We start from the raw sequence: 16,366 nt of genomic DNA on the forward strand, positions 1-16,366 counted from the left end.
GCTGATTTGGTAGTTCATCGATGGTCGTCGAACCTGGCCTCGGCCAATTGCCGCGGCGTGCCGGAATGTACCAGGTATTTGTGCGCGATCATGTCGGACAATCGTGGCAACTGATCGTTAACCCGGCCGAGTAGGCGATCGAGCTTCGTGCGTTCGCCATGGCGCGGCAACCGCCGCAGAGTCTCGACGTCGGCCATGCGGACGGCACTGAGCAAGCTCAAAACGATCCGCTGTTCGGGACTACGTAGCGGCTGCGCACGATCCCGCGGCAGATTCTCTACATGATCCGCCAAGGTCACCAACTGAAACGCCACGGAGCGCGGATTCGTTTCGTCAGTCAATACCAGGTCCAGCACGGGGGCCGGCTGCAGCGTGGCCAGATAACGTGAACGATAGGTCATCAGACTGTCGGCCACTTCCAAGTACGACTCTAGCACCGACGCATCCTGGGGATCGACGTCCATGAGCATGTTCTGCGTCAAGGTGATCGTGTGCAACGCGCGCTCGAGCCGCCGGCCAATGTCCAGAAATCTCCACCCTTGCGTGCGAGTCATACTCTCGTCGACCAACCCGCCGAAGGCTGCCAGATCGATGATCATCCGATTGGCCAGCATGAGAATGTCGCTCAAGCTGACGGTCGATCGGCTGGAGAACAGTTGGAATTCTTCGTAAACCCGATGAATGATCCGCCAACTATCGACCGAGATGCGATCGCGGACCAGCGAGCCCAAGCGGTGCGTCGCGATCACGATCGACGCCAGGCTGGCGGATTGCGTCGCATCGAACACGGCCGCCGGCAACGCCCGCTCGATGGCCGGCAGCTGTTGCCGGATCTCTTCGATGACGAATCCCGGTTCCAATTGGCCGAGCGCCGCCAGGCAGCGCAATAAGGGATCCAATTCTGGCAAGCCCGAGACATCGTGCTCGCTGGTCAGACGACTCAGTACGGTGCGCAGCAATCTGGCCGAACCGTCTGCACGTTCGATCTGCCGCCCCAGCCAGAAAAGATTGTCGGCCACGCGACTGGGGAGTTCGGTGCCGCTACGACGCAAGGGAATCGCCTGGCTCGGCGGCGTCAGCAAGCTCACCTCGCGCACTGGACCATCGGACAGCACCCAGGCATCCTTGCTTCCATCCCCCCCCAGCACTGAGCGATCCAGCGGGGCAGCATCTCGCGAAACCCGAACCAACCCGCCCGGCAAAGCCACATAGGAATTGCCCGACGCCACCAGGTAGACACGCAAGGCAAGGTGCGCCGGCTCGAGGCCATTGTCCGTCGAAACAGGCACGCTCGAACGATCGACCCGTTCCTGTCCCACGAATCGCTCGGGATGTTCCGAAAAGCTCGAGGCGGCATTCGCTCTGGCCATCGCTTCGCTTGTCGCTTCAGCGCGGGCGCGGCCAAACGCCGGACGCAGGGTGAGACTTTCCAAGTTATTCAGCACATGCTTGCGACCTTCGGCCGATCCGCACCACCAGGTGCCGATCGACGGCATGTACAACTCCTCGTTCAACAACGCCCGACATAACGTAGGCAAGTACGACATGAATACGGCCGCCTCGACCAGCGAACTACCTAGCGAGTTGGCCACGGCCACGTTGCCGGCCCGCACCGCTTCCAGCAGGCCGGGCACGCCGATGGCCGGATCGTTGCGTAGCTCCAAGGGGTCGGCGTATTCGTCGCTCAAGCGACGAAAGACGACATCCACCGGCAGCAAGCCGCCCAAGGTCTTTAACAATACATGGTCATCGCGCACAGTCAGGTCATCGGACTCGACCAGCGTGTAGCCCAGATATCGAGCAAGGTAGGCATCCTCGAAGTAGTGGGGGCTCTTCGGCCCCTGACTGAGCAGCACGATGCGCGGATTTTGCGATTGCTTCGGCGCCAAATCGCGGAACGTTTCACGCAAGGCGATGAAGAACGGCGCCAATCGCTCGACCCGGCAGCGCCGAATGATGTTCGGCAACATGCGCGAGATGACAATGCGATTTTCCAAAGCGTAACCGGCGCCCAAGGGGGCATCGGTGCGGTCGGCCACGACCCACCAGCGGCCGTCGGGTGCGCGGGCCAGGTCGGCGGCGTAAAGATGGAGAAAGACATCGCGCGGCTGCTTCTGGCCGTGAAACTCCCGAAAGAAACCCGGATGCTCGAAGAGCACTTCCTGGGGCAACAACCCTTCGCTGAGCAATCGCTGCGGACCGTACAGATCGACCAGGATTCGATTCAGCAGCTTGGCGCGTTGGATCATTGCCGCGCTGATGCGGCGCCACTCGTCGGCCCCGATCAGAGCCGGAAAAATGTCGAGATCCCAAGGGCGCACCGTCTGGCCGACATCGCCGACCACGTTGTACATCAGGCCGTTTTCGTGAACCAGGCGTGCGGCTTGCTCACGACGACGCGCAAACTCTTCCGGCCCAAAGGCCGCTAGCGCCTCGGCAAACGTGCGGCAGGCCGGGCGCAAGACTCCCGGCGCAGAGTAGAACTCATCGAATACGCCTGGCAATGGCACATAACCATCGAGCATCCTGCCGGTTCCCGTCGTGCTGGCCAACGAAGAGCTCATCTTTCAGCGGATGGGCGGCGGAGATCCAACGTCATTGGGTACTCGGGGTTGGGTTGCTCATCGGGAGCGCGCCATCGACCCCCTGTGTGGCCCATCCGAAAGAATCGTGAGGCGCGGCGACTCTCGGCCTCATACGCATTGACCGGCGAGGTCGTGTAATTTCGCCCACCGGGGTGTGCGACATGAAACGAACACCCACCGATGCTGCAATCCTGCCAGGCGTCGACGATGTCGAAAGTCAGCGGCACATTGACCACGATCGTGGGGTGCAGGCAGCTAGGCGGCTGCCAGGCGCGGTATCGCACGCCGGCGACGAATTCCCCTTCAATACCGGTGGGGTGCAGCGGCACCTTGCGTCCATTGCAAGTAATCACGTGTCGTGATTGCGTCATGCCTGTCACTTTGACCTGGAGCCGCTCTACCGAGGAATCCACGTAGCGTGTCGTGCCTCCGCCGCTGGGTTCCTCGCCCAGGACGTACCACGGCTCGATTGCTTGTCTCAATTCTAGCTGCAAACCGTCCTGCGCGACGATGCCAATCATCGGAAAACGGAATTCGAAGTGGGCCGCGAACCAGCTCAGCTCCAACGGAAAACCCGCCAGGCGTGTCTCGCGAATGATGTCGCGAAAGTCCTGTTGCACAAAATAGGGAAGCAGGAACCGATCGTGCAATGTCGTTCCCCAGCGCACCATTTTCTCGCGGTACGGGTTCTCCCAGAATCGGGCCACCAGAGCCCGCAACAACAGCTGCTGCGTGAGGCTCATACGGGCGTGCGGCGGCATCTCGAACGCGCGAAACTCGACTAGCCCCAGTCGCCCCGTGGCGCTGTCGGGAGAATAGAGCTTGTCGATGCAGAACTCGGCGCGGTGGGTATTGCCGGTGACGTCGACCAGCAAATTCCGAAAAATTCTGTCGACGAGCCAGGGCGGGCAGTGCATGCCACTAATGTCGTACGGGTCGGGTATCTGGGCACAAGCCAGCTCCAGCTCGTACACCGAATCACGCCGTCCCTCGTCTGCGCGCGGGGCTTGACTGGTCGGCCCGATGAACGCCCCCGAGAACAAGTAAGACAGCGACGGATGATTGTTCCAATAGCTCACCAAGCTGCGCAGCAAATCAGGCCGACGTAAGAACGGGCTGTCAACGGGAGTTGGCCCGCCGAGGACCACGTGATTGCCGCCCCCCGTGCCGGTGTGTCGCCCGTCATAGGCGAATTTTTCCGTGCCCAGCCGCGTCTGCCGCGCTTCTTCGTAAAGTGTGGTAGTGATATGTACCAGCTCACCCCAGTTGCGCGACGGAGGCGTGTTGACTTCGATCACTCCTGGATCGGGCGTGACCTTGAAGTTGTTCAATCGATAATCTGTCGGCGGCGGATACCCTTCGACCACCACGGGTGTCTTCAGGTCCTTGGCAGCCGCTTCGGTAGCCGCGATCAAATCCAGATAGTCTTCCAGCCGTTCTACCGGGGGCAAGAAAACGTGCAGCGTTCCGGCGCGCGGCTCTACGCACAGCGCCGTGCGAATCACGTCGGCCGGGTCGACGTTCGGTGAAGCCGCACGCAGCGTCTCCTGTTCGTGCCGCTCTGTCGCGTCCCGACCGCGACTGCGAGCCGGAATCTCGGGCTGTGCAATTCTTCCGGCGAAATTCGGCAATGGATCGCGTGGCGCCGTGGGGTCGAGCGGATAGAGAGTCCGCCGCATGCTAGGGGGAACATACGGCAGCGCATCCAGCGGCAAGCGTAAACCGAGTGGCGAATCGCCCGGCAGCAGAAACAACGCATCGGTCCGCACCGGCCAGGGCCCGCTGCGCCAGCGTGGTTTACCTTGCCACCATTGGCGCTCGATGGGCAACACGTAACCTGTCGTCGTTCCCAGCCCGCGCTCGAAGACGCTGGCCAAGCGCGCGCGCTCTTCAGCGTTTGCCAGTTTTGAGTCGCGCGCGTCGACATTGACCGGCAAATGTCGCTCTTGGGCCAAATAGTGCCAAGGGTCTTCGTAAGCGGGGACCATCCAGGCCGCGTCAACTTGCAAATACTCGGCCATCCGCTCTACGAATTGCTCCGCATCGCGGGCCGTGTGCCCGTGCTTTTCCCCCTCCTTGGCGATCAAGCTGGCATCGCCCCACACCGGCTGGCCATCGGCCCGCCAATAGCACGCCAAGGCCCATCGCGGCAGGGACTCGCCGGGGTACCACTTTCCCTGGCCGAAGTGCAACAGTGCCTCGGGCGCGAAGCTGGCTTGCAATCTACGAATGAGGACCTCCGACAAGCTCCGCTTGTTTGGCCCTACGGCGGCTACGTTCCACTCGTCACCGTCCATATCGTCGATAGATACAAACGTCGGCTCGCCTCCCATCGTCAGTCGCACATCGCCGGCTTGCAGTCGGTCGTCGACGGCGTAGCCAAGCGATTCGATCTGCGCCCACTCGTCGTCGGTGTACGGCTTGGTGACGCGCGGATCTTCATGAATCCGCGCGATCGACATGGAGAACTCGAACTCGGTCTTGCACTCGTCGACTCCGCCGGTAATCGGGGCTGCCGTGGCCGGGTCGGGTGAGCACGCCAGCGGGATGTGTCCTTCGTCGGCGAGCAAACCCGAGGTCGGATCCAGCCCGATCCAACCGGCCCCCGGAATGAATACTTCCGTCCAGGCGTGCAGATCCGTAAAGTCTTGCAGCGCGCCGGCGGGCCCTTCCAGCGGCTTCGAGTCGGGCATCAGTTGCACCAGGTAGCCCGAGACGAATCGGGCGGCCAGGCCCAGATTGCGCAGGATTTGCACCAACAGCCAGGCCGAGTCGCGGCAGGAACCCGAGCGCCGCGTGAGAGTCTCCTCGCAACTCTGCACGCCGGGTTCCATCCGGATCAAATAGCCGATGTCCTGTTGCACTTGCTGATTGAGGCCCACCAGAAAGTCGACGGTCTTTTGCCGTGGGCGGGCGACCGTCGGCATGTAGGCGGCGAAGTGCTTGCCGGCCGGCTCGATTTCCAAGTACGGCCGCAATTCTCGCGCCAGCCAGGGCTCGTAGACAAACGGAAATTGCTCGGCCGAAGTTTCGATGAAGAAATCGAACGGATTAATCACCGTCAGCTCGGCGATCAGGTCGACCGTAACCCGCAGCGAGCTGGTGCGATTAGGAAACACAAACCGCGCGAGAAAATTGCCGTGCGGATCTTGCTGCCAGTTCTGGAAATGATCCGTAGGCTCGACGTCCAGCGAGTAGCTGATAATCGGCGTCCGACCGTGCGGAGCCGGGCGCAAGCGGACGATCTGCGGCGAGAGAGTTACCGGACGATCGTATATGTAACGGGTTTCATGGTGCAGCGCAACTCGGATGGCCATAGTTCGGTGTTTGCATTGGTGTGACTTGTGCGCTCATGGCCCGCCTGCTCCAATTTGCTTGGTCCGAGTTTAGCCTAAACGCGCTGCTCGGAGTAGTCGGCAAATGGACGGTTTCGCACCACTGGCGGTGTCCTACAAGGATTGCGTTCAAGTCGTCGTCTAGCACGAGGCGCTATGGTATCTTGACAGGCGACGACGAGCCCTTTTCCTGCATCTCACGGATGGTCTACGCATGGCGGCGACGCGATATCTCGTGTTTGACATCGAAAGCATCGCCGATGGCGCGCTCGTGTCGAGGCTGCTCTATCCAGATCAAAAATTGGCGCCGGCGGCAGCCGTGAAGAAGTATCGCGAAGAGCTGTTCGCCAAGCATGGCAGCGACTTCGTTCCCTACACCTACCAGATTCCGCTCTCGATCGCAGTGGGCAAAATCGACGCCGAGTTCCGACTGGTCGACATCTCGGTTCTCGATGACGCAGACGCCCGCCCCCACGTCATGACCGAGCATTTCTGGCGCGGATGGGAGAAGCACGGCCGACCGACGCTGGTCAGCTTTAACGGCCGGACTTTCGATATTCCTCTCTTGGAGTTGGCAGCCTTTCGCTACGGCATCAGTGTGCCAGGCTGGTTCAACCTGACGGCCAAGAGCTTTGAACAGCCGCGAAACAGATTCAACCTTGACGCCCACATCGACTTGCAAGAGTTGCTGACCAACTTTGGAAGTTCGCGATTTACCGGTGGATTGAATTTGGCTGCCAACTTGCTCGGCAAACCGGGCAAAATGGACGTCGAAGGGCACATGGTTCAGGACCTCTTCGACGCGGGAAAAGTGGCCGAGATCCACGACTACTGCCGCTGCGATGTCTTGGACACCTATTTCGTCTTTCTGCGCACACGCGTGCTGCTAGGCCGGTTGGCCCTCGATGCGGAACAAGGAATCATCGCCGAGACCAAGACCTGGCTAGCTGCACGGTCGAAAGAAGTGCGGGCGTATCGTCTCTATCTCGAGCGCTGGGGAGATTGGCCAGACCCTTGGCACAGTGCCACAAAATAGGGGTAACTCGTCCGCACTCTGGCTTGGTCCTGCCGAAGTTAGCGATCCTGCGAACGGATGCGACGGGCGTCAGCGCTAATGATTTGTGGCAACACGCTCACGACGTGTGCGACACCTCAACCCGCGCAGGGCGTCAGGGCCATCTGTTGCGGAAAAATGACATCGCCGGGTTGCGGATCGCCTTCGTACGCCAGAATGACCGGCACCGCGACGGCCCAGCGTCGATCTTGCCGACCAATGGCGGCGGTGTTATGTCCTTCGATGTAGGCCACCGCCTCAATCGCGTTGAAGCAGCCGACTTCTGCCAGCTCGATGGCAACGGCCTCGGGAGGCAGATCCTGCCACGATCGCGGCTGCCAACTTGAGAATCGAGTGATCCAGATTCGGAACAGATCGGGCGTCGATTTCCTAGGCGTCATATATGAATGTCCTCACGCGCGCCGCCCCTCGGCGCTTGAACAGTTCGTCACACGCTCATCCGCGCCCCGCCCCCTGCGATCGGCGCCCCAGCATCAGGCAGACTAAACCACGGCAGCTCACGCGGGCGGCTAGGCCCGTCGCGAGACAGCACCTGCCGGAACACAGCGTCGGCCATTGACTCACATCACGCCTCGGTTCAATCGACATCAACATCGCTTCCGCAAACCAAGGCGAAATTGGCGTCAATCCGAAATTGTGTCAGCAAAAAAGCTGGACCCACGCGTCGGTTTTTAGTATACAAGAGTACACCAAATGCTGTCAACACAAAAAGCCCATAAATCTTATCGTGTCGGTTCTCACTTTTCTGTACCCGACAATGTCGCATTTCGCGCAAAATCTCCGTCGTCTGATGGCTCAGTTCGATCTGACCGTGATCGAGGTTGCGCAACGTACGGGACTTGATGAGCGCACCGTCAAAGGCATCTTGAGTGGCGCAAGCGCCAAACCGCACGCCCGCACACTTCATCAATTGGCGTCGGGCCTGGGTGTCGACGCGAACGAGTTCTTTCAAAGTCCGGTTATGCTCTCGCGACGGCGTTTCGACCGTCAAACGAACCCGATTGTCGATGAAGTCGTACACGAACGTCCCGATTTGTTCGCAGACTGGAACGAGTCCGACTTCGATGAAATCTATAGCCATATGGGAACGGGCGGGGCATTGACGGCCGAAGGGGTCCTGCACGCCGCTGAAGCGATCAATCGCAAGCGCGAGCTGCACGACAAGCTGGCGCTGCTGCTCGAAACCGAGCAAGCCGACGTGATCGCCGGGATCCTGGAACTGCTGTACGAACGCGTGAAGGCTGCCCCCTGATTCAGGTACGGTTCGTGGTAGATGGAAACGCCACTGCCGAGGCGCGATCTGGCAAAGCGCATTCGCAACAATCGTGCCGCAGACTTTGTCCGCTGTAACTCGTGCGGTCTCAGTCGCGCCTGTTGTAAATCTGACACATGGGAAGCGCGCGGCTCGACGCGTCCCCCACTCGACAGGGGCACGCGATCGACGCAACCTACGCCGTTGCGATTCGCTGGTCGTCGTTAACATTCCAGGTTCACTCATTTATCAAGGTTCACACGCCGGCCAAAGCTCGGGCCCAATTCTCCACCGCCAGGTTTTCTGCGTCGGACAGGCTGCCATCGGTCGTCGTGCCACCATATATCACGGCCGCGGCGATATACCCAGCGAACCGATCCTGGATGCTGTAAGGACCTTCGATAGGGGAGCCCGAATCATAGTTCAAGCCGCCGAGAACGAGCGAGTCGACCAATTCCATGTTCCCCAACCATTGGTTTTGTACGTTGCCGCCGTTGGTGCTGTAGTTTTTATACGTCGTATCGATCGGATTTGTATTGCCGTTAACGCGATAGGCCAGGCTCGCCGCGTCGCCAGTTCCGAATCCGCGCTGGTTCGTCACCAAGGTGTTGCCGGCGTTAAGCGTTGTGGTGCCGCGTGGGTCGCTATTGATCGACGTCCCTTCGTCACGGCGAATGCGCAGCGATAGCTTGGAGTTGTAAATCATCGGAAAGAAGTACGTGAAATTGCCGTCGTAGGATTCTTTGTCGGCCGTGATGATCGAATAATCGAAATTCGCTATCGAAAGGTCCGTGGGCTGAATCACCGTAACGATATCGCCAGAGAGGCACGCGCTGCAGAATCCTGGCGCGTAAGCGTGTAACCAATGCTGCCCGCAAAACTGCAGCGCCGGTCGACCATTTATCGGCGATTCCTCAACCCAAAACGGCGCATAATTAAATCGCGGCGCCAAGAACAAGTACCCGGCCGGGCTGCGATCCATCAGACGTGCGCACAGCGTTGCCTGACCGAGAGGGCCGTTCCGCTCGGCAAGGTGGTTGGCGCTAGCGCTCGAGTCGAGACGTTCTCCGCCGGCCTCGGTTAGGTCCCAAGCAGCGACGAGATATGTCTTCTCGCTGCCGCGTAGCCTGGCAAAAGGCACCGGAAAGCCGCCATTGAACAGCGCTGGAATCAAAACCGTCGGCAGCGACTGACGCCAGATGCGCACACTCGCCAGGGCGCCGTCATAAAAATTGGCAAGACCACCCGAACTGCCAAAATTCCAAGCGCCGACAAGTAGCGGCGCGGTTTGCCCGGTTGGCAACGGCCCCAGCGTTCCGCTCAGGCTGGATGTGCTCGCGGGGACCGTCGCTCCGTCGAAATAGAAATTCACTGCCGGCGTAGTAAGATCGACCGTCACGACACAATGCGACCAGTTGCTAGGCGCATCCGAGGTGACCACGGCGCCATAGGCGTTTGCAGCGTTGTTCCAGGCCCAAAACTCGAGCTGGCTTTCGTGGCCGACTGTGCCTGAGGTCCTCAACGACCAACCATGATTGCCCGCGGTGTTGAATACGTCCTTGGACAAGTAGCAGCGGTTACTACCCGTGGTTGCGGTGTTTCGCCAGATCTCGCACGAAAACGTATTGGCATTCGTGCCCGCGCTGAAATCAAGCGTCGCCGCATGCGCCGCCTGCAAATATTGCGAACTGTTGGCAACGAATTGCACCGCCTTACAAAACGTCATCGACGCGGTATAGCTCGCATCGATGAATAACCGCAGCAAGCTCAGGAACCGTAACGGCACAGGCGCCGCCGCGGCGCTTAGCGATGCCGTGTGCCGTAGGTCGAGTGCCGAAGTAAGTGGGCGATGTCTCATGATCGGATCCTTTGCGCGAGAAGCTATGGGATGTGCCCGGTCCCTCAGAAATTACCCGAATAACAGGCCGACCATGGGCGTATCGCCGTCGGTGGCCGTGATGTCCAGCGTCTTATGGGTGCCGTCGATGGCGGTCAACCCGCTGGCAAACCACTCGAACGCAAAGCCGCCTGGCTTGACCTTCACGGGCTGGGGCAACACGTAGCCGTTGCTTCCGCCGGTGGCGATCTGCACGTCGCCCGCACTGGCGGCCGGGTTACTGATCACCACGCCCAACAGTTTCTTGCCGTTGGCATTGATGGTGCCGTTGGTGCCTTGCGCGGCCGTGGTGTCGATCGTGTATCCGCCCCCGCTAATCAGCGTGTTGTAGATCGAGAACAGGGCCGGCACGATAGCCGAAGTTGGTCCAAGGAAGAGTTGCTGGTCGAGTCCCTTGAAGGTACTCAACAGCGTAATGCCTGCCGGTTCGCTCCCCGGATCTTCGTCGATGTCGAATTGCAGCAGACAACGTAGTGCTTTGACGGCGGCGGCCATGTGTTACTCCTTCGTGCGGGTTTTCATCATGTAATCGTTGTAGGGCAGACGCTTGCCCCCCTTGAAAAAGATCCCTTGGCCCTGGTAGGGCCCGTAAATACAAAAGCTCCAGCTTGGCTTCTCGCCGCGCAACAAGACGCGGTGGCCGATCGACCTTCCCTGGTACAGGATCATGCCGGGTCGGCAATTTCTCCGGCGCGGTGTGCCTCCGTCGATCGGTACAAGCCATTCCACGTAGCCGCGCCAGATAATGAACTTGAGCAACCAAAACGGGTGAACGTGGTAATAGCCTTCGCGCTCCGTCATTACGAACTTGTGCAGCCAGACCGAAAAATATCTCGTTTCCCACAGCAGCCAGCGGTCAAGCGCCGTCTCGCCGTGATAGATCAAGGGTAGGCGTGAGTACACGCGATGGTTCACAAGGAACGTACACAGCCAGGTCAGCACGGCCGACGTGCGGGTCGCCCGTGGCCATGATTTGATCCTTGAGACTGGCCCAGCCGCGGTCGTAGGCTTCGGGGCCGTCCTGGTGTCGGGGCGTTGCGGTGACTCCGGGCCAGCGGCGTTCAAGCTCATACATAAATTCCATGCCGATTCGTCGGCGTCGAAAGTAGGGGTTAACGATCGCTGTTTCGATATGGCAGTGCAGCGGGCCGTCCGGGTTGGCCGTGGCCCACAGGTCGTGCTTACCGCAGTTGCACTCGGCATCGACAATCCGATTGCCGTCGGCATCGCGCAGTTGGGCGCAGCCCAGCAGGAACACGACCTCGCCGGCCCATACCGATTCGACGATCTTGTACATGGTAAAGCGGTCCTCGTCGGGATACTCCGACGAGCGCCACATATTGATAATCACGATTCGCTCTAGCATCGCGTCAGCTCGTCCGCATGATGTAACAAAGGGCAAAGTACGGTGGAATGTGGTACGCCTGGCTGTGTTCCAGCGTGGGCGTGTAGTGGAAGTGGGTACCGGGCACGATGATCGTCTCGGCCTCGGCACCGATGTCGAGCGTGACACGTCCCTCGGGCGTGTACTCGGTCGACGATGGGGAGAAGGTGATTCCCTCGACCGGCAGTTGCGCGAAGTGGTTGTGCGGGTTGGGTTGAATGATGAAGTCAAAGACCATCGCGTCGATGATCTGGCCGACATCAACCGTATGATGGTGGCCGTTGGGGCTGATCGAGATGGTGCTATCCAGCGTATAGCCGGGGCAACCGTCCTCGCCTTCGTCGGGCAGCCCGCTACCGACAACGCAAACTTGGGTCGATCCCTTGCTGGTGCCAGGCGTGTTGATCCTGATCTGAGACGTACCGCCCCCGTCGACCGTAGCCGTCAGCGACGTATCGCTGGTGTCGATCGTGGGATCTTCGCCGATGTCCCCCGCGCCGCCGATAATGCGCAGGTCGGCTCCCTCGGTGAATCCCGTAGCGACGGGGAAGCCCGTCATGTTGGGGGACGTGTCCAGGTTCGTAGGGTAGCCGATAAAGTCGGCGGCGCTCGAGGTGACAACCTCGGTCGTGGCGGTCAGCGTTACGGCGCTTGTCGGCTGCGGCTCGTGGTCGTCGTGCTTGTGCTTCTGCTGGCCCCCGCTGTCGCCGACGTCGGTGCCGTTTTCGTTGCCGTCGAAGTTGCTATCGTCGCCCGGGCTCGCTCCCACAACGAACTTGCTGCGCAGGTCGGGCGTGCCGTTGCTACCGTCGCACAAGTGCCAGCCGTGCGGGATGCTGGCCGCGGTCCCTCCCCAAATCTTGATCGTCTTGCGGCAGTCGTCCAGGTAATCGGTAACGCACACGTGATTGCCGTCGTCGTCGGTGGTGTAACCGATCACCACGCCCGCCTCGACGTTGGGATCTTGCGCCGCCGAGGGGCTGGGCAACAGCACATTAAAATGATCGCTGCCGGAGTCGTAACCCGCGCCCGTGATGTCGTCGACCGGCTGGCACTCGACGTAGTGGCTGTTGCTCTTGCTAGTACCGGCCAGCGTGTGATCGGCGTAGGCGCGGGCGTATTTGATGCTGGAGCCGCCTTGCTGGCCGTCGATCAAACGATAGGCGACCGAATTGTCGTCCCACACAGCCAGCGCGTACTCGGTGTCGATCAATGAGCCATAGATGCCCACGGTGTCGAGAACCGCAGTTGCGCCCGCCGTGGTCTGCCCCTCCCAAAATTGCGGGAACGTGCAACTGGCAACGTGGGGGGTTGTAGCGCCCATGTCCTCGGTCAGTTGCACGACCGCAAATAACGCAATCCGCTCCATGTCGATGATCTGCCACTCGTCTTTATCCCCCAGGTTGACCGCGAAGCCGTACAGGCCGCTGGGCCCTTGGAACTTGCCGCGGCGGCCGAGCGAGCCGTAGAAGTCAACGACAGTAATCGCATCGCCATCGTCATAGGTCGACGTGCCGGCGTTCCAGTTTTGCTTGACGGCTCCCGCAGTGCCGCCCAGCGCCAGCGGGTCGGTGGTCTTGAAGCGGATTATTTTCACGCCGCCGGTGCCCGGCAGCGACACGACTTCATAGCGGCCGCTGGTCTGGGAGAGAAAGCAGACGCCGCGATCGCCCATCAGTGCCGGGCCCAACTGGGCGCTATCGAATACCGTCACGCTGGTCATTCCCACGTCCCACGTCGACGTGCCGGCGTTCCAGGTTAAGAGCGAAGCGTCGGCGCTGCCGCCCTTGGTGAGCGGCGCGTTCAGGTAAAATAGTAAGAGGCTGTCGCCGCCCCCTCCCATGTCGATGACGCGATACTCTTCTTGAAACTCATCCCAGACGGCAATGCCGGGACTTCCCTCGGGCATGGCGGCATACAGGTTTTGGGAATCCCAGACGTTGACAAAGCCGCTGGTGTTCTTGCCTCCCCAATAACTGCGCGTCAGTCCGATGACGCTCAAGCTGGCGGCGGCCTGCTGCGTGGAAAAGATGCTGGTGGTGGTAAAGGCGATGAAGCGGGCCACGTGTTCCAGGTAGAGAATCTGCCACTCGTCCAGGTCGGGCAGTTTCACCGCGAAGCCATAGTGCCCCTCGTAGCCCTGCCACTCGCCCGGATCGCCGATCGCCCCGAAGTAGTCTTTGACCGTGATCGTGTCGCCGTCGACGTAGCCGGGCACGCTGGCGTCATACTGTCGGATGATCGCGGTGGCACTCCCGCCAAGCGTGAGCGTAGTCGTCAGCTTGAACCGCACGACTTGTACACTTCGGAACGGATCGCGCACGATTTGCCAGCGACCGGTGTCGGCATCGAACGTTGCCAGCACCCAATCCCCTTCCATCAGCCGTTTGGCGGATACGTCCTTGGCGAGCGGATCATACAGTTGCACGTCCGACGGTGACTGTGGCGTGTAACTATCGGTGCTATTAAGCCGCAAGCGCGTGGCGCTGTAATACGGCACGTTGTCTGCCGTGAGAGGCAAGACCGATGGCACCGTTTGAATGCGGAAGAGCCAAGCCTGGAACTGACGAGCCAAGCCAATGCGCACGCCGGCGGCATCGTGATGCACTTCGATAGGGTACGCGCCCGAGATCTGCGCAAGCGCATTCAACTCTTCGATGACTTCGTTGAACTTGGCCGCCGAGATCAAATCGCCGGGCCGGACCAGTGGAATCGGGGCAGGCATGAATTACTCGAACTGGAAAAGTTGCAGAAAATCACCCGACTGGTAAGGCGGATTACCCTCCTGATTCTCGATAGCCACCCAATGCTCGCCGGATAGTCCCATCTCTTTGTAGAAATAATTCCAGCCCACGGTCGTGACCCGGTCGCTCAGAGTCTTGGTGTTCTCGGCGAACATGTAGTCCAAGTTCCAGAAGCCTCCGTCGGCAATGAACTGAAAGCGCCGCGATGCGCGAACACCCTGAAATAGCACGGTTCCGGGCGCGGCCGATAGGAAAGTGCCACTGTTCACCTTGCCGCGCAGCATGCGAATCTGTGACCAGGGAGGAGACGGCACGCGCTGCCAGCGCAACGTGAACAAGCCGCTCGGAACCATCACGCCCGGATTGATATCGTCGGCGACGCGCTCGCCCGAACCACCGCTCCAATTCCAGGCACGTCCGGGCACAGCGGATCGCTCCGAGCCAATGTTGGCTGAATACGTCAGGAAGGTGCCGTTCGGAACGCTGGGGAGATCCGGCCGCGACGGACTGAATTCGTCGAACATCGTCCGGTACGTCGCAGTGACGCGCGCCCCGCCGCTCGGATACGCGTTGGTCAACGAACCCAGCGAAACGCCCAACGAGCCGTCAGGATTGTCCGGATCGAACGGTTCCACCTGCACGTCGCTGACGATCAGATTCGGCAGGCCAGGAAACTCGATCGGCGGCACGAATTGCGTGGCCAACCCAAGCACGCGAAAGATACCGATCAGATCGTGTACGAATTCCTGCCAGTCGTCCCAGGCGACGCGAAATGAGCGGACCGCGGTCGTACCTTGCTCATTGACGCGAATCTTGGGCGAACCTTCTAATTCTTCAAACGCGACCGTCATGCAGGCATCTCAGGGTAAGTGGGACAGGCGCGCCGACCTTGTGGGACGCGCGCTCAATTACTCCGGCTCTGTAAACACGGCCAATGTCTGTCGCTGCGACTCGGAAGATTGGCGTAGCCGGTGCAAGTTCTCGTCCATGCGCAGCAACGCATCGAGCTGCTGCTGTTGCCATTGAGTGGGCGAACGCCTCGCGGCCTGCGCACTTGCCGAACCGATCGAGCGCGCCCGGCGCCCGCTGGGCTGGCGCGGCACCGCCGACGCGGGCTCGCCTCGTTTAGTTCGATCGCCACGTTTCCGAGTGTTGCGCGGTCCCGGCAGCCGCGAACTTGTTCCCAGCGACAAGTATTTGCTGGCCACCGCAGACCGCACGGCCAGTGCCGCCAGCTTTGCCACGCGTTTGCGCATCCGACGGACAACCGACGAGCGTTGTGTCCGTCGTGCGGTCGGCCGAGACGCCGGCTCCGGTGCCCCATGCGGCGCGATTTCGTCCACGGTTCAGACTCCTTCGCATGCCAACCGGTTACCCCGGCTGTCGTTCATCGATTGTGGGCCGGTTGGCCCGGTCAACTTCCGTAGCTCGGCTTTGTCCACGTGCCGTTCGCAGAGAACTGTGCCGTGCCTCCTAGCACATCACCGCTAGAGATATCGACGGCAAGTTGGATCGAGTCGATGATCGCCGGCACGGAGTAAAAGTGCGTGGCGTCGATATAGAGCAAAAGCGTCACCGCAGAGCCTTCGTCGAAATCGTCTGTAACGGGATCGGCCACGTCGAGTTTGAAGCCGATGCTGCCCGCGCCGTCTTTAACACCTGGCACGCGCCGGCGGAAACCTCCCGTCGAGGAACTCGCGTACGCGTGGTTGACGGATGTCGTGTGAAATGTCCAATCGGTGATCTCGGCCAAGGTTGTACTGTCGATCAGTACCTTGCCATTCTTGCCGCTGATGGTCGCCATGCAAAAGCTCCGCGAAGTTGAGCAACGAACAGAGACGACGAAGAACTGCCTGCTAGGGATGAACGCCTACCACGACGATCTTGTAGTCGACCGCGTCGCTGCCGGGGTTGGCGATCCGTAATGTGTCGGCAGTGCCGACGGCAACGGGCCAGCCGCCGAGTTGGTTGACGAGCATCAGGCAACTATCGGCCGGCAGCCTGACCCGATCCGTCGACGCACCAAAGGGCGCGCTCCAAGCCGCGGTGGCAGCCGCGCCGACGAGCAAATCGTCGCCAGGCGTCGTCGAGGCA

Annotated in this window: 14 protein-coding genes; 2 read left to right on the forward strand and 12 right to left on the reverse strand. The window is 60.6% G+C overall.

The annotated features are described in order from the left end of the window. Positions 1–14 precede the first annotated feature (14 nt). Together VGG64_14225 and VGG64_14230 are read right to left on the reverse strand one after the other, a co-directional pair. Positions 15–2,564, reverse strand: coding sequence for a circularly permuted type 2 ATP-grasp protein (locus tag VGG64_14225; GenBank protein HEY1600761.1), 2,550 nt, complete (start codon positions 2,562–2,564; stop codon positions 15–17). Beyond that, positions 2,561–5,902: a transglutaminase family protein gene (locus VGG64_14230; GenBank protein ID HEY1600762.1), complete on the reverse strand. Its 3,342-nt coding sequence runs from the start codon at positions 5,900–5,902 to the stop codon at positions 2,561–2,563. Before VGG64_14230 ends, VGG64_14225 begins: the two co-directional genes overlap by 4 nt. 232 nt (positions 5,903–6,134) lie before the next feature. Between VGG64_14230 and VGG64_14235 the strand changes: the two genes are divergently transcribed. Continuing rightward, entirely contained in the window at positions 6,135–6,956 is an 822-nt protein-coding gene (locus VGG64_14235) for a 3'-5' exonuclease (protein HEY1600763.1), read from the forward strand. Between the two features lie 116 nt (positions 6,957–7,072). On the opposite strand, the gene VGG64_14240 is transcribed toward VGG64_14235, so the two are convergent. Then, positions 7,073–7,375 (reverse strand): hypothetical protein, encoded by a 303-nt coding sequence (locus tag VGG64_14240; GenBank protein ID HEY1600764.1) that lies wholly within the window; start codon positions 7,373–7,375, stop codon positions 7,073–7,075. Positions 7,376–7,722: 347 nt separating this feature from the next. Between VGG64_14240 and VGG64_14245 the strand changes: the two genes are divergently transcribed. After that, on the forward strand, positions 7,723–8,247 hold the full coding sequence (locus tag VGG64_14245; GenBank protein HEY1600765.1) for a helix-turn-helix transcriptional regulator: 525 nt from the start codon (positions 7,723–7,725) through the stop codon (positions 8,245–8,247). A 256-nt stretch (positions 8,248–8,503) separates the two neighbouring features. On the opposite strand, the gene VGG64_14250 is transcribed toward VGG64_14245, so the two are convergent. The 9 genes from VGG64_14250 to VGG64_14290 all read right to left on the reverse strand — a co-directional run. Then, positions 8,504–10,105 (reverse strand): LamG-like jellyroll fold domain-containing protein, encoded by a 1,602-nt coding sequence (locus VGG64_14250; GenBank protein HEY1600766.1) that lies wholly within the window; start codon positions 10,103–10,105, stop codon positions 8,504–8,506. Positions 10,106–10,156: 51 nt separating this feature from the next. Continuing rightward, positions 10,157–10,639 carry a hypothetical protein gene (locus VGG64_14255; GenBank protein ID HEY1600767.1) on the reverse strand — a complete coding sequence of 161 codons (483 nt, stop codon included), beginning with the start codon at positions 10,637–10,639 and terminating at the stop codon, positions 10,157–10,159. Positions 10,640–10,642: 3 nt separating this feature from the next. After that, the gene (locus VGG64_14260) at positions 10,643–11,047 is read right to left on the reverse strand and encodes a hypothetical protein (GenBank protein HEY1600768.1); all 405 of its coding nucleotides are present in this window, start codon (positions 11,045–11,047) and stop codon (positions 10,643–10,645) included. Further along, positions 11,001–11,510, reverse strand: a complete 510-nt coding sequence (locus VGG64_14265) for a hypothetical protein (protein ID HEY1600769.1) — start codon at positions 11,508–11,510, stop codon at positions 11,001–11,003. The genes VGG64_14260 and VGG64_14265 overlap by 47 nt, the downstream gene beginning before the upstream one ends. Positions 11,511–11,514: 4 nt before the next feature. Continuing rightward, positions 11,515–14,253 carry a hypothetical protein gene (locus VGG64_14270; GenBank protein HEY1600770.1) on the reverse strand — a complete coding sequence of 913 codons (2,739 nt, stop codon included), beginning with the start codon at positions 14,251–14,253 and terminating at the stop codon, positions 11,515–11,517. A 3-nt stretch (positions 14,254–14,256) separates the two neighbouring features. Next, on the reverse strand, positions 14,257–15,123 hold the full coding sequence (locus VGG64_14275) for a hypothetical protein (protein ID HEY1600771.1): 867 nt from the start codon (positions 15,121–15,123) through the stop codon (positions 14,257–14,259). Between the two features lie 57 nt (positions 15,124–15,180). Then, positions 15,181–15,615 (reverse strand): hypothetical protein, encoded by a 435-nt coding sequence (locus VGG64_14280; GenBank protein HEY1600772.1) that lies wholly within the window; start codon positions 15,613–15,615, stop codon positions 15,181–15,183. Positions 15,616–15,686: 71 nt separating this feature from the next. Then, the gene (locus tag VGG64_14285; protein ID HEY1600773.1) at positions 15,687–16,076 is read right to left on the reverse strand and encodes a hypothetical protein; all 390 of its coding nucleotides are present in this window, start codon (positions 16,074–16,076) and stop codon (positions 15,687–15,689) included. A gap of 52 nt (positions 16,077–16,128) precedes the next feature. Beyond that, positions 16,129–16,366 (reverse strand): hypothetical protein (locus VGG64_14290; protein HEY1600774.1); only part of this gene is annotated, 238 nt, incomplete at its 5' end.

The organism is Pirellulales bacterium (genome assembly GCA_036490175.1).
GTDB lineage: Bacteria > Planctomycetota > Planctomycetia > Pirellulales > JACPPG01 > JACPPG01.

Bases quoted from the DNA above. Each gene is read 5' to 3' on its own strand.
- VGG64_14225 (HEY1600761.1), bottom strand. From the start codon at position 2,564: ATGAGCTCTTCGTTGGCCAGCACGACGGGAACCGGCAGGATGCTCGAT.
- VGG64_14230 (HEY1600762.1), bottom strand. From the start codon at position 5,902: ATGGCCATCCGAGTTGCGCTGCACCATGAAACCCGTTACATATACGAT.
- VGG64_14235 (HEY1600763.1), top strand. From the start codon at position 6,135: ATGGCGGCGACGCGATATCTCGTGTTTGACATCGAAAGCATCGCCGAT.
- VGG64_14240 (HEY1600764.1), bottom strand. From the start codon at position 7,375: ATGACGCCTAGGAAATCGACGCCCGATCTGTTCCGAATCTGGATCACT.
- VGG64_14250 (HEY1600766.1), bottom strand. From the start codon at position 10,105: ATGAGACATCGCCCACTTACTTCGGCACTCGACCTACGGCACACGGCA.
- VGG64_14255 (HEY1600767.1), bottom strand. From the start codon at position 10,639: ATGGCCGCCGCCGTCAAAGCACTACGTTGTCTGCTGCAATTCGACATC.
- VGG64_14265 (HEY1600769.1), bottom strand. From the start codon at position 11,510: ATGCTAGAGCGAATCGTGATTATCAATATGTGGCGCTCGTCGGAGTAT.
- VGG64_14270 (HEY1600770.1), bottom strand. From the start codon at position 14,253: ATGCCTGCCCCGATTCCACTGGTCCGGCCCGGCGATTTGATCTCGGCG.
- VGG64_14275 (HEY1600771.1), bottom strand. From the start codon at position 15,123: ATGACGGTCGCGTTTGAAGAATTAGAAGGTTCGCCCAAGATTCGCGTC.
- VGG64_14285 (HEY1600773.1), bottom strand. From the start codon at position 16,076: ATGGCGACCATCAGCGGCAAGAATGGCAAGGTACTGATCGACAGTACA.